Source organism: Paenibacillus sp. GD4, from assembly GCF_030846225.1.
Taxonomy (GTDB): domain Bacteria; phylum Bacillota; class Bacilli; order Paenibacillales; family NBRC-103111; genus Paenibacillus_G; species Paenibacillus_G silviterrae.
Genome location: NZ_JAVCYK010000001.1, coordinates 395,610 through 414,082, shown reverse-complemented (window position 1 = coordinate 414,082; position 18,473 = coordinate 395,610). Strand labels below are relative to the sequence as shown.

The window sequence follows — 18,473 nt, the reverse complement described above, 5'->3', positions numbered from 1 at the left end:
CAGTCTTCCGCCTATTCGGCGGCGAATGGTCGGCACTTCGACGTTATTTCTGTTAAAAAGACCCGATTCGGCGTTACAACGCCGTTCGGGTCTTCTTTCTATGTCGAGCGGAAATGAGCTCCGCCGCTTGGATGCCGCTAAGGGTCACCATAGGGGTGCCGCCGCCGGGATGCGTCGTGCCTCCAACATAATACAAGCCTTGCACCTTGCGGTCGGCAAGGGAAGGGCGGAAGAAGGTCGGCCCCCAGCCATGTGAAGCGTTACCGTATAACGCGCCGGCGAAGGCACCGGTCTGATCGGCAATGGACTGAGGCGTGTAAATTGCCTCTTCCTCAATAAGCGGCTCTATTGTGTCCAGCTTCAGGCGGTCGGCAAGCCGATTGAGGATGAACGCCCGGTAGGCGCGGATTTCCTGCACTGACAGCTGCCTGAGAGGTGTGGAAGGCGTCTTGGCCAGCGCCGGAACATTGATCAGCACATAGAGATTGCTTCCCGCTCCATTATGTCCCCCTCGTTCAGGCTCACTATAAGAAGAATTACACACATACAGCGCCGGGGAGGAGGGCCAGCAGCCAGCGTCGAACATGTCTGCAAATTCCGACCCGTAATCCTTCGGGAAAAATAAGTTATGGTGGTGAAGACCAGTCATCGGCTTCTTTAGGCCCAGCAGACAGAGGAATCCCGAGCTGGACAGCGAAGCGCGGCTTTGCTGCGGCTGATCGTATAGTAGCTTTTGCGTTGTGTGAACGTCAACATTGGAGACGACGAAATCCGCCTCGAGCCGCATCCCGGCTGCTTGAACCCCTAGTACAGCCCCACGCTTATGCTCTATTCGCTCTGTTACAGCTCCCTTGCGGATCGACACGCCTGCTTTGCGGGCCAGCCGCTCCAGCGCCTCAATGAGCTTGTAATTACCTCCCCTCAAATAATAGACCCCTCGGATCAGCTCGAGATAAGCAATCATAGAGAGGGTTGCGGGGGTTTGACCGGGTGAGGAGCCTACATATGTTGCGTAGCGGTTCATCATTGCAAGAAGACGCGGATCCTGAAAGAAGCGGCGGTGGAACGCATCCATCGCCGTAAAGGGATGTACGGATAGCAGGGACACTCCCAGCCTCGGGGAGACGTAATCCTGCCACCCTGCAAAGCTGCGGCTGAAAAACTGCTCCTCTGCGATCGTATAGATCCGTTTCACCTCTTGCAGATAACGTTGAAAGCCTTTCCGATCGTCCGCGGAGAAGGAGGAGAGCTGCTCCTGCATTCGGTCCGGATCGGTGGACAGATCGATGACGCTGCCATCCTCGAAGTGATTGCGGCTGTTCACGTCCAGCTTCAGGAAGTGCAGCTCCGGATCCAGAGGCTCGCCGGCCGCCTCGAACACCTTTTCGAATATCCAAGGCATCGTCAGCGTCGAGGGTCCGAAATCAAATGCATACGCTCCAAGCTTCACCTGCTGAAGCTTTCCTCCCAGCGTCTCGTTTTTTTCCAGCAGCGTAATGTCGAAGCCGCGGGAAGCGAGCAGGATGGAAGTAACCAGACCGCCGATGCCGCCTCCGATAATGATGCCTTTCCCAGTAGCACTCATGAGGAATATCTTCTCCCTTTCCAATGATAACCAAGCTTTCGAACGGACAAATACCAGGAACGAAGCGCAAGCGCAATGATTGAAATAAAGCTTACGGGGAGCAGCAGGCACCAGCCCATGGGTACCCCGAAGCGCCGGTCGACGATGAGCTTTTGCAGTACTCCCGCGGTTAGCGCGACTGCACTCAATGCCGCAAGCATGATGTGTCCCTTGTACAGCGCTCCAGGCAAAAGAAGCAGAGGTGATACATAGATCAGCAGATAAAATAACAGCAGGGCGAACAACAGTACGGAGGAGCGTCCCAGCCCGGTAAACATGTTTTTGGCAAAGCCCTGCCATACCCCAGAGGGCGTATCATACATCTCGCAGCCGACCAGACCGGTTACATCGATAAGGCTAACCTTGCTTCCGGCTGCCTTCACCGTTCTGGCCATGTCCATGTCCTCGATGAGCGAGCTGCGGTGTGCGGCATGCCCTCCGATCAGCTCGTAGGCCTTACGGCGATACAGCATATATGCCCCATGAGCGGCAACGAAGCGGGGGTCTGAGGAGCGCTCCACGAGGCGCAGCGGCAAATGCAATGCGATTACGAAATGCAGCATCGGCAGTACCAGCCACCCGAACGCATGGCTTGAGATGATTCGAGGAAAGCCTGTGACAAGCCCGGCCTTTCGCACCATGCCTGTCCGAACCAACGAGGAGAGCATCAACGGAGAGTGAACGGTATCGGCATCCGTGAACAGCAGCCATTCTCCTTGCGCCGCCTCCGCCAGTTGGTGGCAAGCATAACATTTACCAACCCAGCCTTCGGGAAGAGGGCTTCCGTGCAGGATCCGCAGCTTGGGAAACCGCAAGGTTAGCTCCTGGAGTATTGTGGGAGTGGCGTCCTCCGATTGATCATCGAGACAGATGACCTCATAGGAAGGGTACTCCTGCCGAAGCAGGCTTTCCAAGCAGCGCGTGATATTGGCCTGTTCGTTACGTGCCGGAACGAGAACCGAGACATGGGGAAGCGGCTCGCCGGTCCCTTGTACTGCAGGACGCGGCCAACCGCGCAGATTCCAGGCAACCCACAGTGTAAGCAGGATAGAGACCCCGGCAAGAATAGCAGCCAGTACGATGATCATTGTGTAAACTCCTTTGTTAGGCTCTGCGGAAAAAGCGGACAAATCGCTCCGAGGTAGAAGCGCGGCCCGTCAGCAAGGAGGTGTATCCTGCAGCCTCGCCCTGAATGACACCCGACCGCAGCTCATTCAGCTGCCTGGTGAGATTCTCCTCGATAAACGCTAGCTTATCTGCGCGACTGAGCTTGTTGCTGATCCAATTCGGCAGGGGATCCCCCAGACAAACAAAGGCTTCCGGCCTCTGGTCCTCCAGGAAGCTGTAATAGAGCGAAACAGACACGGTCTGTACCTCAGGCAACCGATCAAGCAGGAATCCGATGCCGGGGCGGCAATCGAGCGGCCGGATGTCCTGATGCCGAATTTTCCCTTGCGGGAACAGCCAAAGCGAGGTTCTCGGACGGGAGAGCAGTCTGACGCTGAGCTCCAATGCTTGTCTTGTTTCACGTAACGAATCCGGATGAATTGAGAAGGCGCCCAGCCGGCGAAAAAAGCGGAATCGGCGTAAGCCCTCTTCACTCATCATGACGTGAGCGTCCTGAAGCAGCAAGCCTCGATTCACTTGGAAAGCAAGCAAGCCGTCCCACCAGCTGCAGTGGTTAGCAACATACACGGTAGGACGGAGCGGATCAATGGCCAAGCTGCTCCGGACATGGATTTTGTGAAAGAAGCGCCGAAGCAGCCTGCGGTTGTAAAGCTCGAATAAGGCTTCGAAGCGGGCATTCTTGGCAGGTGTGATCATGCGGCCTCCTCCTTGCGCTTCCAAAGAAACAGAATCGACAGGAGAGCGACATTCGCACCGGCTGCCCACCACAAGCCCGAACGAAGGGCCAGTGTCAGGAAGAGCGACTCCAAAGTCAACAGCAGCAGCCACGGGATAAAAGGGCCATAGGTTGAGGAGCGCCCGGCTTCCCGGTCAAAATATTCATCATGCAAATAATTAACGATATTAATAATGAGTAGAGCTGTAACTAACCAGCAGACAAAGTTGCTTAAGGGCACCGAGTAAAAATCCGGCAGTGTGGGAGTGCCGTGGTCGGGAGCCGCCCAGCTCCAGTACCTTTTCTGACTTGCCACCGGGTCCAGCAGGAGATCCATGGAGGTCACCATGATGGCAGCCCAAACGGCCGGAAGCCAGAAGTGGCGGCGCCGTGCCCGTCTGCGGCTGCGGAGCAAGCTTTCTTTCTCCGGGGACAATGCCTGCTGGACCGTAAGTCCCTTCCACAGCTTGCGGCCTGCCTTTACCGGAGCAAATGCCTTGGCGATGACAAGAAGCATGATCCATGCGAACGGGATCGCCAGCGGCACGCCGAATACCAGCGGAGCAAAGGAGGGGCCGTAGCTGTAGGAGCCGAACCAGCGTCCCGTATGGACGCCGATCCATTCGGCCGTATAGGATATACTGGCACAAACAACGATGAGAATCAGCGCCTGCCGGACCCCGTACCTGCCAATATACCAAGTACCGGCAGTAACGCCTCCCAGAATCAAATAAAAGCTGTTGGCCCACTCCAGCCAAGCAGGCAGCAGGTCCCCGGCAACGAGGATGTATCCGCAAAGAAACCACAGCACATAAAGGACCGTGATACCGTTCGACCAGGACCTCAGCATGTAAATCGCCCTTGCGTCTCCAGTTCAATGCTCGATTTGCTCCATGTACTGCGTTTGGCCAATAAAGAAATCATCAGGGTCACCTTCTTCATGTTGGATACTCGGACACGGGAGGAGAAGACGTCGCCATGACGCAAGCGGCTCTCGACCAGAATCTGACGGTAGATCAAGGCAGCGGAGGCCAGAGCCAGTCGGCTGTCCCGCGGGTAGTGAAGCTGTGCCGATATGCCTTCGCTATAACACTCCTCGGCCCATTCGGCCAAATGACGGAACAGCGGCGCCCAGCCCCGGGCACTGCTTCCGGCGGCGATATCCTGCTCGCTGTAACCATACCGGCTCATGACATCCTCAGGCAAGTAAACCCGGCCGCGCTCGTAATCTTCCGCCACATCACGAAGAATATTCGTAATTTGCATGGCGACGCCGAGCTTGACAGCCTTGCGCTTCATGTCATCGGAATGTACGGGTGAGAGCACCGGCAGCAGCATCAGCCCTACCGTCCCGGCTACCAGATAGCAGTAATGCTCCAGCTCCGCCTGAGTCTGATAACGAAATTTCTTAAGGTCCAGGCGCTGGCCGAGGACCATATCCCAGAAGGGGGCGGCATCCATCGGATACCGGTCGAACACATCCCGTAAAGCCAGCCAATGCGGGTGCGGATCGGGTCTGCCTGACAGCATGCGGTCAAAGGATATTTCAAATTCATTCAACAAAGGGACAGCCTGCACAGGCTGCTCGTCGACGATATTGTCCACGGTACGGCAAAACGCATAAATCGCCCATACCGCATTGCGCTTATCCACGGGAAGCACGGAGAATGCCCGGTAAAAGCTGGAGGAATGCTTCTTCACAACCTCCTCGCAGACTGCGTAAGCATCCGTTAACGTACTTTTCATGACCATCACCTCGTGATAGATTCCGGCAGTGCCGGTATGGAGTCATTTAATATTATACAAACTTTGTACACAGGAAAGGAATACTTCCCAAATAACGTGTATAACGTTATACTAACATTATACAATTAAGTTTGACAAAGTCCATACAAAATAAATGACTATCCGGGAGATGGCGAACATGAACAAGCGCAAGGTCATTATCGTCGGTGCGGGACCTGGCGGGCTTTCGGCGGCCATGCTGCTGGCCTCGAAAGGCTACGAGGTCGATGTGTTCGAGAAAATGCACTACTTGGGCGGAAGAACCTCCGGCCTGCAGCTGGGCGAATATCGTTTCGACCGTGGTCCGACCTTTTTAAATATGCCCCATATTCTGGAGGAGCTCTTTCGGGAGTCGGGACGCTCCGTTCACGATTACGTCAAGCTGGTGCCGATTGAACCCTTCTATCGGCTTGTATTTGAAGGGGCTCCCTTCTATGTATATAAGGAACCTGTACAAATGATACGGGAAATTACAAGGATGTTTCCAGGGAATGAGGAGGGCTATGAACGCTTCCTGCAGCAAGAGTCCCGTAAGCTGGAAGCGCTTCTTCCGATTTTGCAAAATAAGCATGATTCCCTGATCGATTATTTGCATCCGAGGTTTCTGAAGGCACTTCCTAAGCTGACCTTGACCCAAAGCCTGTATAAGTGTCTCTCGGATTATTTTGACGACGAGCGGCTGCGGCTAGCGTTTACCTTTCAGGCCAAATATTTGGGGATGTCACCTTGGGAATGTCCGGGAGCGTTCTCCATTCTTTCTTATATCGAGCATGCTTATGGGATTTATCATCCGATCGGCGGCTTGCATCGAATCACGGAGGCCATGGGAAATGTCGTTCGCGAATATGGGGGAAGCATTCATCTTGGTACGGGAGTGAAGCGGTTGATTACGGCTGGAGGCGGTGTGATAGGAATTGAAACGGAGGAAGGGGAGAATCGGTACGCCAATGAAGTCATAGTTAATGCGGATTTTGCGAACGCCATGTCCACGCTGGTGGATCCGGCCGCCGCGGGCAAGTACACGGAAGCGAGGCTGAGAAAGAAGAATTACTCCTGCTCTACCTTCATGCTGTACCTTGGCGTGAAGCGGACCTACGATTTGCCGCATCATACCATTCTGTTTGCCAAGGATTATAAGCAAAATGTCGAAGAGATCGCCAAAACCAAGGTCCTCTCCGCCGATCCGTCGGTTTATGTGCAGAACGGCTCCGTCACAGACCCGACACTGGCTCCGGAAGGGAAGTCTGCGATCTACGTGCTCGCCCCAGTCCCTAACAATCAAAGCGGGATTCCTTGGGAACTGGTAAAGGAGGGCTTTCGCAAACGCGTGCTGGAGAAGGTCATGACGGAGGGCGGATTTGCCGATTTGGAGGAGCACATTGAAGTAGAACATATGATTACTCCTTTTGACTGGGAGGAAAAGCATCATGTGTTTGAAGGGGCGACCTTTAATCTCGCACACCATTTGACGCAAATGATGTACTTACGTCCCCATAACCGGTTCGAGGAGCTGGACAACTGCTGGCTTGTCGGCGGTGGAACGCATCCCGGCAGCGGCCTGCCCACCATTATGGAATCGGCACGCATTACGGTTCGGGGCCTTCTTAAGAAGCATGGCGTATCGCAAGAAGAACTGCAATCGGTCGGAGGTGGCGGTCTATGATGGTGAAGCGGGAATCTCGTAAAATTGCCATCGTCGGCGGCGGGATCGGGGGTTTGACCGCGGCTTTGCTGCTCTCGTACCGGGGCCATAAGGTGACCGTGTTGGAAAAGGGCTCACGACTTGGAGGACGGATGGCCTATGAGTCGGAGAAAGGTTTTAAGATCGATCAGGGACCGACCATTGTGCTACTGCCCGGGATGATCCGCGGAGCTTTGCAAGCCGCAGGCGTAGACCCGAACCTTTTCGAGTTTCAGCAGGTAGACCCGCTCTACCGCATTCAATTCGAGGACGGACGGACGCTCACAAAGTGGACAGACAAACGCCGGATGGCGGATGAAATCGAACGAATGTTTCCAGGGGAAGGCGGTTCCTTCCTGAACTACATGGAAGTGATGCAGGAGCGTTTCAATATGGGATATAAGCAGTTCTTGAGCAAGGATTTCGTAAAGAAGCGCGATTTCTGGACTCCCGGCAACGTAAGGTCGCTGGTGAAGCTGAAGGCTTATTCCTCGGTACGGCAGGATGTCGCGCGATTTTTCCACGCATCCCGGCTGCGGGAGGCTTACTCGTTCCAAACGTTATACATCGGAGGAAATCCGGAAGCTACTCCCGCGTTATATTCCTTGATTCCCTTTTCCGAGCATGCGCACGGGATATGGTATGTGAAGGGCGGCTATGCGGGTATGATCGGGAAGCTGGCGCAGCTGCTGGAGGAACGGGGTGTGGAGGTGAGGCTCAATACCGCTGTGGAGCAGGTGCTCGTCAGGGACGGCGAGTGTTACGGAATTCGCACTAAGGGCGTGTCGTGGGCATTTGATCAGGTGGTGCTGAACGGTGATTTTCCCATGACCCGTGCATTGCTTGGCGAGCAGAGAGGGAGAGGTTGGGGGAAGGCCAAAGCGTATGAGCCGTCCTCCGGGTGCTTTCTGATGTATTTAGGTCTGAACCGTGTCTACGAGCAGGCTTCCGTACACCAATTTTTCTTTAAGGACCGGTTTGCCGAGATGCTGAAGGATGTGTTTGTATCGAAAATCGTTCCAGAGGATCCGTGCCTTTACACCTTTCATCCTTCGCTGATCGACAGCTCCCTGGCTCCACCGGGCAAAGGGGTCCTGTATGTACTTGTCCCTGTGCCGTCTGGCGACGGGGGGGCTTGGGAGACAATGCGGGAGGCATTTGCCGACAAGATACTGGAGGAGCTTGAACGGCGCGGTTTTCCCGGCTTGCGGGAGGCTGTAGAGTGGCGCAAGGTAAGAACTCCGCACGAGGCGAAGCAGGAGGGCTTATATCAAGGCGGAAGCTTCGGCTTGGCGCCTACGCTGCGGCAATCCGGAGTGTTCCGGCCCCAGTTGCAGCCTTATGGAATTAAACGACTGTTCGCGGTAGGTGCATCGATCCATCCGGGCGGAGGCGTGCCGATTGTCATGCAGGGCGCACGCCTGCTGGCAGAATTTATGGAAAGGCAAAGGGAAAATATGCATTGAACCGCGAACATGCATTCGATATAATGAGGGTATCGTGATTCCGAGAGGTGTATGATACCATGAACCGTTTAACGGGTAAGGTTTCTTCTATAGATGAAATGATCGAACTGATCCGCAACACCCCCGAGCTGATGGAGCAGGTGACCCACTGGCATACGATTCCTCCGCGGGAGGGACAGTATGACGACTTTCCCGAAGGGCTGCACCCGCTGCTTCGGGAGGGGCTGGCGTCCAAGGGCATCCATCGCTTATACACGCATCAGGCCGCGTCGTTCCGCGAAGTGGCGGCCGACAGGCACGTCGTAACCGTAACGCCGACCGCCTCCGGCAAGACGCTGTGCTACAACCTGCCGGTGCTGCAGGGCATATTGAACAACGAGAGCGCGCGGGCGCTCTATTTGTTTCCTACGAAGGCGCTGGCGCAGGATCAGGTGGCGGAGCTTCACGAAATCGTGAACAAGATGGAAGTCGATATCAAGACGCATACCTATGACGGCGATACCCCGCCGACGGTTCGGCAGGCCATCCGCAACGCCGGCCATATCGTTGTAACGAACCCCGACATGCTGCATTCCGCTATTCTTCCCCATCACACGAAATGGGTCAAGCTGTTTGAAAATATTAAGTTCATCGTCATCGACGAAGTGCATTCGTACCGCGGCGTGTTCGGCAGCCATGTAGCGAACGTCATTCGGCGGCTGAAGCGGATTTGCCGGTTTTACGGCTCCAATCCGCAGTTTATTTGCGCTTCCGCCACGATCGACAATCCGAAGGAGCACGCGGAGCGGCTTATCGGAGAGCCGGTGGCGCTTGTCGACCGCAACGGCGCTCCAGCGGGGGAGAAGCACTTTGTGTTCTATAATCCGCCTGTGGTGAATAAGCAGCTGGGCATTCGCAAGAGCAGCGTGCTCGAAACCCGGCGCATCGCCGGGATGCTGCTGAAGCAGGGAGTGCAGACGATCGTCTTTGCACGCAGCCGGGTGCGCGTGGAGATCCTGCTGACCTACCTGCAGGAGCTGATTGCACACGAGCTGGGCACCAAGTCCATCCGCGGCTATCGAGGAGGCTATTTGCCGAAGCTGCGGAGGGAGATCGAGAAGGGACTGCGCAGCGGCGAGATTCGCGGCGTCGTCAGCACGAATGCGCTGGAGCTCGGCATCGATATCGGTCAGCTGCAGGCTTGCGTGCTGAACGGGTATCCGGGAACGATCGCAAGCACGTGGCAGCAGTCGGGCCGCGCGGGGCGGCGCCAAGAGAGCTCCATCACCTTCATGGTGGCGAGCAGCAACCCGCTGGACCAGCATATCATCCAGAACCCTCGCTTTTTCTTCGAGCGGCCGCCGGAGCAGGCTTTAATTCATCCGGATAACCTGATCATCCTGGTTGACCATGTGAAATGCGCTGCCTACGAGCTGCCCTTTGAGGAAGGGGAGAAGTTCGGAGACGAAGCGCTCAAGGATATTCTGGAGTTTCTGACGGAGGAGCATATTCTGCACCGCGTGAAGAACCGCTGGTATTGGATGGAGCAATCGTTCCCTGCGCATGACATTTCTCTTCGTTCGGCTGCCCAGGAAAATATCATCATCATTGATATGACGAACGGAGCCCGCGTAATCGGCGAAGTGGACCGCTTCAGCGCCTTGACGATGGTGCACGAGGAAGCGATCTACATCCATGAAGGGGTCCAGTTCCAGGTGGAGAAGCTCGACTATGAGGAGAAGAAGGCCTACATCCGTGAGGTGAGCGTCGATTATTTCACGGATGCGAATTTGGCGGTGCAGCTGAAGGTGCTGCATGTGCACCGGGAATCGATGGATTTCGGGCTGCAGCGGCAATTCGGCGAAGTGACGGTCAATGCGAAGGCGACGATTTTTAAGAAAATCAAGTTGAGAACGCATGAAAACATAGGTTCCGGCCCGATCCATTTGCCGGAGGAGGAGCTGCATACGAGCTCCTATTGGTTCACATTCTCGGACGAAGCGGCGGAGGGCATGACGAACAACGACATGCAATTCGGCTTGCTGGGCTTGTCGAACGTGCTGGTACATATTGCCCCGATTTATTTGATGTGCGATCCGCACGATATTCGCGTGGTGCCTCAGGTCAAGGCGGTTCATAACAAAAAACCGACGATCTTCTTTTATGACCGCTACCCGGGCGGCGTCGGCTTAAGCGAGCGGCTTTACGAGGTGCATGGGGAGTTGCTGAAAGAAGCGAAGCGTTTGATTTCCTCCTGCGGCTGTTTGAGCGGGTGTCCGGCGTGTGTCGGTCCGATCGAAGAGGTCGGGCTGACCGGAAAGCAGCTGGCCCTTGCGCTGCTGCAGAAGGCGGAGGGAGCGCGATGAGCTCGCTTCGGGAACGGCTGCTGCGGCATAAGAAGCCGGAGGCTGCAGGCGCTTCGGGTGCTCCCTCGGGAAAGGAGTCGCCTCAAGCTGATGAGCGGGTAACGGCGTCGGAGTGGGATGTCATCCAAGGGGAGCTGTACGAGTCCGAGTGGGGCTCCTTCGTGCTTCGCCGTGTAGTCTATGAAGCGGGTAAGCGGCACGGCCGATACGAAATTGACGATCTCCGCGGACAAGCCGGCCTTTTAAAGCTGCTGATGTCCGATAGTGAGGTTAGGCAAGCTGTGGAGACGAACGGAATCAGGCACGATCAGCTGCTGTTTTTGGACACGGAAACGACAGGCTTAGGCTTGGGTGCAGGGAATGTGCCTTTCATGATCGGGATCGGATATTACACTGACATCGGCTTTCAGGTAGAACAGATGCTGATCCGCCATCCGGGTGAAGAGCATGCCATGCTTTGCTATTTGCAGCAGAAGCTGGCCAAGCATCCGTATCTCGTTTCCTACAACGGGAAGACGTTCGACTGGCCGATTATTAAGAATCGTTATGTAATGAACCGGCTGAAGGCGGAGCATGAGCCGCTGGAGCATTTGGACTTTCTCTATCCGTCACGCAGCTTGTGGAGGAATACGCTGCCCTCCTGCCGGCTCGGGAAGGTAGAGGAAGCGAGGCTTCAGGTATTTCGAGAGGACGATGTGCCGGGTTCGCTGGCGCCGGAGCTGTATTTTCGTTATTTGGCGGAGCGAGATCCTGCCGTGCTGCAAGGGGTGTTCGTGCACAATGAGCTGGATTTGCTGTCGCTGGCGGGCTTGGCCATTCACTTTGTCAACCTGCTGCAGGGGCGTGTCCCTCTGCACGAGCTTCGTTCCTATGGGTTCGAGGAGGTTTACCGCTTCGGGCTCTGGCTGGACAAGAACGGTTTGTCCGAGCGTGCGGAGCAGGTGCTTGACCTGATGGCCTATGAGCTGCTTGAGACGGAAGCAGGAGACGGCGAGGAGGATGAACTCGTAGCGGAGGATACAGGGTGCCTGCTGCCACTCGCCCAGTATTACAAGGGGCGGGAACGGTACGCGCTGGCCTGCCGCTTGTGGAAGCGGTACATTGCGCTCAAGGGAGAGAAGCCGACCTGTTCCTTGGAGCCGTATGTCGAGCTTGCGATGTATTACGAGCATAAGGAAAAATGTTATGAAAGTGCAATTGACTACGCCGAGCAGGCTTTGAATAAGGTATGGCAGCGGAGCACCTTGAAGCGCTCGACACGGGGCAAAGGTCCGTCGGCGGGGCGCCGGGCCTCGCAGGAAACCAAGGATGAATCGGCAGACCTGGAGAAGCGTCTTGAGCGATTGAAGCGAAAGCAGCTTGCCGGCTTGGGCCGGAATGGCCCCAGGAAGAACCGTGCTTCTGTTACGGATAAGCAGCCGCCGTCACTGACGTCACGCAACCTGCTGCGCAAGGCGTCTTCTGATGAGCAGCTGAGCTTCACCATCGAATAGACGTATAAAACCGCCTCATTATGGGAATCCAGTGGAAATGACTTTGCTTTTTTATATAAGCTGCATTTCTACTTAGATAATGGAGGAGGAACGCCCATGCCGGAGCTTCCGGAGATGGAGAACTATCGCAGCCTGCTGAGCGGACGTATCGCAGGCAGAACGATTACCGGCACGGAGGTGGAGCGGGAGAAGTCCATCAATGTGAACCCTGCCGACTTTCATCGGCTTGTAACGGGGCAATCGATCCGTTTCATCGAGCGGAGAGCCAAGCATTTGCTGTTTCATCTGACGAACAGGTATGTGCTTCTTCTGCATCTGATGCTGGGCGGTTCCATGTTCTTCGGCAGGCTTGAGGAGAAGCCGGAACGTTCCGTACAGGTACGGTTAAGCTTTGGAGAAGAGCATTTGTTCTTTATCGGCTTGCGCCTTGGTTATTTGCACCTGCACGAAGAGCATGCGGTAAGGGAGCTGCTGTCCAAGCTGGGACCTGAGCCCTTCGATCCCGCACTGACGGTGGAGCGCTTCACAAAGCTGCTGCGCAGCCGTAAGGGAACGCTCAAGAGCAATTTGGTGGACCAAAGCTTCCTATCGGGCATTGGGAACTGTTATTCCGACGAAATCTGCTTCAGTGCAGGACTGCTGCCGGCAAGACGGACTGCAGCACTTACCGAAGAGGAGAGCGGCAGGCTGTTCGCTTCCATACATCAGGTGCTGCGGGAAGCTACCGGCCATGGCGGTTACATGGATATGCCGTTGTTTGAAGGCGATCGGCTGACCGGAGGCTTTGACAGCCTATGCCGGGTGTATGATCGGGAAGATGAGCCCTGCGTCCGCTGCGGCCATCCGATCGTTCGCCAGGATGTCTCCTCCAAGAAATCGTACTGCTGTACGAATTGCCAGCATTGACGGGGGGAGGGAGTACTCTATGAAGATCGGCTGTCATATCAGCATTCGGCACGGTTATTATGAGGCGGCTCGTACGGCGGTGGCTATTGGGGCCACCGCATTTCAGTATTTTCCGAAAAATCCCCGCAGCCTTACCGTAAAGTCCTTCAACGAGCACGATGCCCGTAAATGTTCGGATTTTTGCAAAGAGCACGGCTTGGCGTCCATCGCCCATACGCCTTACCCGACCAATCTTGCCGCAGACGAGGGACCGCTCCGGCAGGCAACCGTTGCCTCGCTGAAAAACGATCTGGAGATAGCCGACGCATGCGGCTCTCTAGGGATTGTGGTGCATTTTGGCAAATATAAGGGGGCAGACCCGTTACAAGGCTATAAAAATATTATACAATGTATCAATGAGGTGCTGGATGGATATGCGGGTCAGGCTCTGCTGCTCATCGAGAACCAAGCGGGAGAAGGCTCCAGAATGGGGACGACGCTGGAGGAGCTGGTTCAGATTCGCAGTTTGTGCGTAAGGCCGGAGCAGGTCGGGTTCTGTCTGGATACGTGCCATGCGTTCGCTGCCGGGTTATGGTCCGATGCACCGGACGGCTGGCAGCGGCTCGAGCAGCAGGCGGTATCTCTTGGCTATATGCAGCAGCTTCGGGCGATCCATCTGAACGACTCCGTCTATCCGAACGGCGCAGGCAAAGACAGGCATGCCATGATCGGCCGAGGGGAGATCGGGGTGCAGCGGTTTCGTACCATGCTTCGTTCCGCTCATGTCGCCAGGCTGCCTATGGTGCTCGAAACATCCGTTCCGGAAGGCGGCACGCATGCCGGAGAAATAAGCTATGTGAAGGAGCTGGCCGGAATATGATTCATGTCTATTTGGACGATTACCGTCCTTGTCCCCAAGGTTTTACCCTTGCTACGAATGCAGAAGAGTGTACCTTACTGCTTCAGGAATGCGAGGTCGATATCTTGTCCTTGGACTATGATCTCGGCTGGGGACAGGAGACCGGGATGGACGTTGTCCGCAGACTGATCGCTTCCGGACGTTATCCGAGACGCATCTATTTACATACCTCGAGTGTGAGCGGCAGGCTTCGAATGTTTGAAGCTCTCTATATGAACAAGCCTCCGCAGGTGGAGCTGACGAACGGGCCGATGCCCGTGGAATTAATCATGGAAATAGCCAAATACATGGAATAGGTAGTGGTAGCTAATGTCGCAAGTTGTGTCCTTATCGCAAATTTCGTTTATTCGTGAAAACCGCAGCATTTTATCCGAAGTGGAATGGAACGTGAAGCCTGGAGAGCATTGGGTCATTCTTGGGAAGAACGGCTCCGGGAAAACAACGATTCTTGAATTGATTACCGGGTATCAATTTCCAAGCCGCGGACGCGTGGAGGTACTGGGCAATATTTTTGGCCAGTGCGACGTGCGCGAGGTGCGCAAGCGGATCGGCTACGTCAGCCAATCGCTGTTTGAGAAGCTTGGACCGTCGGATTCGGTCTGGGAAGTGGTTGCTACAGGAGAGTACAGCTTCCTGCGTTTCTATGAGGAAATTCCGGAAGAGGTGAAGGAAAAGGCGCTGACGATGCTGGAGCGGGTTCGGATCCGCCACCTCGCCGGCCAGCCGCTTATCTCCTTATCGCAGGGAGAGCGGAAGAAGGTGCTTTTGGCGCGCGCTTTGATGACGGACCCGTCGATTCTCATCATGGACGAGCCGTGTGCAGGGTTGGACTTGTTCGAAAGAGAGCGTCTGCTGCAGGATATTAACGAGCTGGGCAGGCAGCAGCTGACCGTAGTGTACGTGACGCATCATATTGAAGAGATAGTGCCGATGTTCACTCATGTGATGCTCCTGAGCGACGGGCAAGTGATTGCGCAAGGAGAGAAGCAGCAGGTGCTTACGGAGGAAAATTTAGTAAAGGCGTATCAGGTGCCGATCCAGCTGGAATGGTTCCGAGAGCGCCCTTGGATTAAGGTGCTGTAATGAGCGAAAACGGAGCTGTATTCATAGGCACATCAAATCACGGCTTTGCTCAACAGGCTCAAGAGGAAATTCGCCGTTTGTTCGGAGGAGCGGTGAAGTACCAATGGCTCGTCCCCGGAGAGGTATTTCTGGCACGGCTTGAGGAGGCTTCCTGGGAAGAAACGGTACGGGTCGTGACGGAAAGCGAGCCTGTATTCTTAAGACATCTGCACCCCGTAAACGGGCAAGAAGCGTGGAACGGGAGCTTGGAAAGCTTGGTAGAGGCGCTTCGGGAAAAGCTGGTGCGGCACTCGGCTATCGCAGCGGGAGGAGAGCGGGTGGCCGTTCAAGTCCGAAAAACGGAGCACGCGGCACCCGGGGTTTCGCCCTCGTCGGTGAAGCACGCCTTGGACGAGGTGCTGACGGTGAAGCCTGGGATCGTTCCCGTCGTTAGGGAAGCGGAATGGATTATCTCGCTTTTTCTTACGGAGGACTTGATCTACTGGGGCATCTCGCGGCCTTCCGATAACTTGTCCGATTGGCCGGGGGGAGCCGTTCGGTATCGCAAGGAGGAAGGGCAGGTATCTCGCGCCAAGTTTAAGCTGCTGGAGGCGGAGCAGACGTTCGGGCTTGATTTTACCCAATATCGCGCCGCACTTGATGTAGGAGCAGCGCCCGGCGGCTGGACCTCTCTCCTGCTCGAAAGAGGGCTCGACGTTACCGCAATTGACCCGGCAAAGCTGGATCCGGGCGTTCTAAAGCATCCGAAGCTGACGTATTATCAGAAAAACGCAGGCGATGTTAAGCTGAAGCCGGACTCGTTCGATTTACTCGTGTGCGACATGAGCTGGAGTCCGCGTCAGATGATGAAGCTGATCCAAGGCCTGCTTTATTCGCTCAAGCCGGGCGGGACGGCGATTATTACGCTTAAGCTGATGCACGGTAAGGCGCTGCAGTCGCTGCGTGAGGCGACGGAAGACTTCGAACCGCAGCTGTCGCTCCAGAAGGCGAAGCAGCTGTTCCACAATCGCGAGGAGCTGACGCTCTTTCTCGTGAAGAATGGGTAGGGATCCCCAGGTGAATAGGGAGCATCGACCGGATAAGCAATTTTGGAACGACATTTATGTTCGCAGCAGCGTTCGCGCAGCGGCCTATGATTCATGGCTGGATAAGTACAGCGGCGAGCTGGAGCATACCCGAACGACGCCTGTTTTGGATTTGGGCTGCGGTGCAGGGAATAACACGCTGTACTTGAGTGAGAGAGGCTTTCCTGTTATCGCATGTGACTTTTCGGAAGAGGCGCTGCGCTGTGTTCGCACGATCGTTCCGGCTGTGGATACACTGCTGCTGGATTTGAGGGAACCGCTGCCTTTTCCCGACGAATCGGCTCAGCTGGCGATAGCTGATCTAAGCCTGCATTACTTTCCTTGGGAGCAGACAAAGCAGATTGTCAGTGAGATACGCCGTGTGCTTAAGCCCCGTGGGGTATTACTGTGCAGGGTGAACTCTACGAAGGATGTGGAATACGGCGCGGGACAGGGTGAGCTGCTGGAGCCGGGTTATTTTTTATGGGAGGGTCAGCGCAAGCGATTCTTCGACGGCGCTACGCTCGAAGAGCTGTTTCAAGACTGGCAGGTAAGCCGGATGGAGGAGCAAGTGCTTCACCGCTACGGTAAACCCAAATGGGTCTGGGAGCTCTGTGCATATACGAAGAAGTAGGGGAGAGGTTCCGATGGAAGAGTTAATTCGTCATTATGGAGAAGGCTATACCCGTTTATCAGCAGCTCTGGAGGGGGTCGGCGAGGAGCTGCTGAATTTCAAGCCTGCGCCGGACAAATGGAGCATCAAGGAAGTGGTGCTTCACCTATGTGATGCGGAGATCAACGCCATTTACCGAATGAAGAAGGTCATCTCTGAGGACAATCCGTTGCTGTTCAAATTCGATCCTGACGCTTGGGCAGTGCGTTTAAATTACGAGGGCATGGACTTGAATCTATCGTTGCAGCTGTTTCAAGTATTCCGCTTAAGTATGATTCCTGTGCTGAAGCAGCTGAAGGAGGAGGACTGGAGCCGCACCGGGGTTCACAATGTGACGGGGAAGCTGACGCTCAAGGATCTGGTTCAGCAATTTAGCGGTCATGTAGACCGTCATGTTCAGCAGATCGAGCGAAATAAGCAAGCATTTCAGGCTCAGGGGTAAGTGATGCTGCTGCGCCGGCTGCTAGTACCGTTCGTTCTGTTCCTGCTCATCTTAGGGATGGCTGCTGTTTTTTTGCCGGCGAAGGAAACCAATCTGGGCGTTGATTACCTTGTTGCAACGGCGGCTGCCGAGGAAAGCTTGGCTGTGCCGGAGCCGATTCCGGAAATGCTTGCGCCACCGCAAGCAACGGTAATTATCGATTGCCGCCGACCTTCGGTTCACGAAACGGGGATGAAACAGATTGCGGTATCCGTGGCAACTCTCTGGGCCGAACCGGGCGTCGCTCGACCGAAGGACGAGCTTTCCCTGCAGAATCCCGTGCTCTTAAGGGACTGGCTGGAGCCGCTGAGCACGAAGGAGAAGCTGTGGTTTGTCGGTAAGCTGGAAACACAGGCTCTTCTTGGAACGAATGTTCTTGTTTTGGAGGAAGGTGATGAGTGGGTAAAAATTTCCATTCCTGAGCAAAATACGCCGAAACGGGAAGAGGGCTACCCAGGCTGGATGCCGAAATCCCAGCTGGCTGATGTCGAGTTTTCATACGAAGCATGTCCGAAAGCAGTGGTATCCCTGCCTACCGCTTTTCTTCACGAGGCGCCGGATCCGTCCAGTCCATCCGTTGAAATCAGCTTTAACACCCTGCTCCCGGTTCTCGGGGAAGAGGAGACCTGGCTGGTCGTTGATGCTCCGCAAGGAACGCGTTATGTAGAAAAGGCGTCCGTCTTGATGGAAACCGACATCGAAGCCTCAAGGGAAAAGCTGGTAGAGACAGCTCAGTCCTTCCTTGGATTGCCTTATATTTGGAGCGGAGCTTCAGGCTTTGGCTTTGATTGCTCGGGCTTTACCTATTCGCTGTATCGCTCTATAGGAATTGCCATCCCGCGGGATGCGAAGGACCAGGCTAAGGCGGGGGAGCAAATTCCAAGCAGCGAGCTGCTCCCGGGGGATCTGCTCTTTTATGCTTATGACAGAGGAAAAGGGAAGGTACACCATGTGGCGATGTACATCGGAGAGGGTATGATGATTCATTCTCCGAAGACGGAGCGCCCGCTCGAAATCATTCCAATGAACACACCTGCCTACGCAGCCGAGTTTGCCGGAGCAAGGAGATTTTTTCCATAAGGGTTGATTCTTCCGAAGATTTTGCTATAATACTAATAAATCCCATACTAC

At 55.2% G+C, this 18,473-nt stretch carries 17 protein-coding genes; 12 read left to right on the top strand and 5 right to left on the bottom strand.

What is annotated here, in order from left to right; all coding sequences use genetic code 11:
- Positions 1-73 precede the first annotated feature (73 nt).
- The 5 genes from RAC89_RS01845 to RAC89_RS01825 are packed head-to-tail and all read right to left on the bottom strand — an operon-like array spanning position 74 to position 5,213.
- The gene (locus RAC89_RS01845; protein ID WP_306611391.1) at positions 74-1,585 is read right to left on the bottom strand and encodes a phytoene desaturase family protein; all 1,512 of its coding nucleotides are present in this window, start codon (positions 1,583-1,585) and stop codon (positions 74-76) included.
- Positions 1,582-2,712 (bottom strand): glycosyltransferase family 2 protein, encoded by a 1,131-nt coding sequence (locus RAC89_RS01840; RefSeq protein ID WP_306611390.1) that lies wholly within the window; start codon positions 2,710-2,712, stop codon positions 1,582-1,584. The genes RAC89_RS01845 and RAC89_RS01840 overlap by 4 nt, the downstream gene beginning before the upstream one ends.
- Positions 2,713-2,728: 16 nt before the next feature.
- The gene (locus RAC89_RS01835; protein WP_306611388.1) at positions 2,729-3,448 is read right to left on the bottom strand and encodes a lysophospholipid acyltransferase family protein; all 720 of its coding nucleotides are present in this window, start codon (positions 3,446-3,448) and stop codon (positions 2,729-2,731) included.
- Positions 3,445-4,317 carry a carotenoid biosynthesis protein gene (locus RAC89_RS01830; RefSeq protein WP_306611386.1) on the bottom strand — a complete coding sequence of 291 codons (873 nt, stop codon included), beginning with the start codon at positions 4,315-4,317 and terminating at the stop codon, positions 3,445-3,447. Before RAC89_RS01830 ends, RAC89_RS01835 begins: the two co-directional genes overlap by 4 nt.
- A complete protein-coding gene (locus RAC89_RS01825; protein ID WP_306611384.1) occupies positions 4,311-5,213 on the bottom strand; it encodes a phytoene/squalene synthase family protein in 903 nt (300 codons plus the stop codon). The genes RAC89_RS01830 and RAC89_RS01825 overlap by 7 nt, the downstream gene beginning before the upstream one ends.
- Positions 5,214-5,391: 178 nt before the next feature.
- Here RAC89_RS01825 and RAC89_RS01820 point away from each other — a divergent pair, with 178 nt between their 5' ends.
- From RAC89_RS01820 to RAC89_RS01765, 12 genes are all read left to right on the top strand, one after another.
- A complete protein-coding gene (locus RAC89_RS01820) occupies positions 5,392-6,915 on the top strand; it encodes a phytoene desaturase family protein (protein ID WP_306611382.1) in 1,524 nt (507 codons plus the stop codon).
- On the top strand, positions 6,912-8,399 hold the full coding sequence (locus tag RAC89_RS01815) for a phytoene desaturase family protein (protein ID WP_306611381.1): 1,488 nt from the start codon (positions 6,912-6,914) through the stop codon (positions 8,397-8,399). Before RAC89_RS01820 ends, RAC89_RS01815 begins: the two co-directional genes overlap by 4 nt.
- A gap of 59 nt (positions 8,400-8,458) precedes the next feature.
- The gene (locus tag RAC89_RS01810) at positions 8,459-10,744 is read left to right on the top strand and encodes a DEAD/DEAH box helicase (protein ID WP_306611380.1); all 2,286 of its coding nucleotides are present in this window, start codon (positions 8,459-8,461) and stop codon (positions 10,742-10,744) included.
- Positions 10,741-12,237 carry a ribonuclease H-like domain-containing protein gene (locus RAC89_RS01805; protein WP_306611378.1) on the top strand — a complete coding sequence of 499 codons (1,497 nt, stop codon included), beginning with the start codon at positions 10,741-10,743 and terminating at the stop codon, positions 12,235-12,237. The genes RAC89_RS01810 and RAC89_RS01805 overlap by 4 nt, the downstream gene beginning before the upstream one ends.
- Before the next feature lie 96 nt (positions 12,238-12,333).
- Positions 12,334-13,143 (top strand): Fpg/Nei family DNA glycosylase, encoded by an 810-nt coding sequence (locus tag RAC89_RS01800; protein ID WP_306611377.1) that lies wholly within the window; start codon positions 12,334-12,336, stop codon positions 13,141-13,143.
- A gap of 19 nt (positions 13,144-13,162) precedes the next feature.
- Positions 13,163-14,002: a deoxyribonuclease IV gene (locus tag RAC89_RS01795; RefSeq protein WP_306611376.1), complete on the top strand. Its 840-nt coding sequence runs from the start codon at positions 13,163-13,165 to the stop codon at positions 14,000-14,002.
- The gene (locus RAC89_RS01790) at positions 13,999-14,337 is read left to right on the top strand and encodes a cyclic-phosphate processing receiver domain-containing protein (protein ID WP_306611375.1); all 339 of its coding nucleotides are present in this window, start codon (positions 13,999-14,001) and stop codon (positions 14,335-14,337) included. Before RAC89_RS01795 ends, RAC89_RS01790 begins: the two co-directional genes overlap by 4 nt.
- A gap of 13 nt (positions 14,338-14,350) precedes the next feature.
- Positions 14,351-15,124 carry an ABC transporter ATP-binding protein gene (locus RAC89_RS01785; RefSeq protein ID WP_306611374.1) on the top strand — a complete coding sequence of 258 codons (774 nt, stop codon included), beginning with the start codon at positions 14,351-14,353 and terminating at the stop codon, positions 15,122-15,124.
- Entirely contained in the window at positions 15,124-16,170 is a 1,047-nt protein-coding gene (locus RAC89_RS01780; protein ID WP_306611373.1) for an SAM-dependent methyltransferase, read from the top strand. The genes RAC89_RS01785 and RAC89_RS01780 overlap by 1 nt, the downstream gene beginning before the upstream one ends.
- Positions 16,163-16,822: a class I SAM-dependent methyltransferase gene (locus RAC89_RS01775; RefSeq protein ID WP_306611371.1), complete on the top strand. Its 660-nt coding sequence runs from the start codon at positions 16,163-16,165 to the stop codon at positions 16,820-16,822. Before RAC89_RS01780 ends, RAC89_RS01775 begins: the two co-directional genes overlap by 8 nt.
- A 13-nt stretch (positions 16,823-16,835) precedes the next feature.
- Positions 16,836-17,303, top strand: coding sequence for a DinB family protein (locus RAC89_RS01770; RefSeq protein WP_306611370.1), 468 nt, complete (start codon positions 16,836-16,838; stop codon positions 17,301-17,303).
- 3 nt (positions 17,304-17,306) lie between these two features.
- Entirely contained in the window at positions 17,307-18,422 is a 1,116-nt protein-coding gene (locus RAC89_RS01765) for a C40 family peptidase (protein WP_306611369.1), read from the top strand.
- The last annotated feature ends 51 nt before the right edge of the window (positions 18,423-18,473 follow it).

Excerpts from the sequence above, each read along its gene's own strand:
- RAC89_RS01790 (WP_306611375.1), top strand. The coding sequence starts at position 13,999 with ATGATTCATGTCTATTTGGACGATTACCGTCCTTGTCCCCAAGGTTTT.
- RAC89_RS01840 (WP_306611390.1), bottom strand. The coding sequence starts at position 2,712 with ATGATCATCGTACTGGCTGCTATTCTTGCCGGGGTCTCTATCCTGCTT.
- RAC89_RS01770 (WP_306611370.1), top strand. The coding sequence starts at position 16,836 with ATGGAAGAGTTAATTCGTCATTATGGAGAAGGCTATACCCGTTTATCA.
- RAC89_RS01785 (WP_306611374.1), top strand. The coding sequence starts at position 14,351 with ATGTCGCAAGTTGTGTCCTTATCGCAAATTTCGTTTATTCGTGAAAAC.
- RAC89_RS01800 (WP_306611377.1), top strand. The coding sequence starts at position 12,334 with ATGCCGGAGCTTCCGGAGATGGAGAACTATCGCAGCCTGCTGAGCGGA.
- RAC89_RS01815 (WP_306611381.1), top strand. The coding sequence starts at position 6,912 with ATGATGGTGAAGCGGGAATCTCGTAAAATTGCCATCGTCGGCGGCGGG.
- RAC89_RS01830 (WP_306611386.1), bottom strand. The coding sequence starts at position 4,317 with ATGCTGAGGTCCTGGTCGAACGGTATCACGGTCCTTTATGTGCTGTGG.
- RAC89_RS01825 (WP_306611384.1), bottom strand. The coding sequence starts at position 5,213 with ATGAAAAGTACGTTAACGGATGCTTACGCAGTCTGCGAGGAGGTTGTG.
- RAC89_RS01845 (WP_306611391.1), bottom strand. The coding sequence starts at position 1,585 with ATGAGTGCTACTGGGAAAGGCATCATTATCGGAGGCGGCATCGGCGGT.
- RAC89_RS01780 (WP_306611373.1), top strand. The coding sequence starts at position 15,124 with ATGAGCGAAAACGGAGCTGTATTCATAGGCACATCAAATCACGGCTTT.
- RAC89_RS01795 (WP_306611376.1), top strand. The coding sequence starts at position 13,163 with ATGAAGATCGGCTGTCATATCAGCATTCGGCACGGTTATTATGAGGCG.
- RAC89_RS01775 (WP_306611371.1), top strand. The coding sequence starts at position 16,163 with ATGGGTAGGGATCCCCAGGTGAATAGGGAGCATCGACCGGATAAGCAA.
- RAC89_RS01820 (WP_306611382.1), top strand. The coding sequence starts at position 5,392 with ATGAACAAGCGCAAGGTCATTATCGTCGGTGCGGGACCTGGCGGGCTT.
- RAC89_RS01835 (WP_306611388.1), bottom strand. The coding sequence starts at position 3,448 with ATGATCACACCTGCCAAGAATGCCCGCTTCGAAGCCTTATTCGAGCTT.
- RAC89_RS01765 (WP_306611369.1), top strand. The coding sequence starts at position 17,307 with ATGCTGCTGCGCCGGCTGCTAGTACCGTTCGTTCTGTTCCTGCTCATC.
- RAC89_RS01810 (WP_306611380.1), top strand. The coding sequence starts at position 8,459 with ATGAACCGTTTAACGGGTAAGGTTTCTTCTATAGATGAAATGATCGAA.
- RAC89_RS01805 (WP_306611378.1), top strand. The coding sequence starts at position 10,741 with ATGAGCTCGCTTCGGGAACGGCTGCTGCGGCATAAGAAGCCGGAGGCT.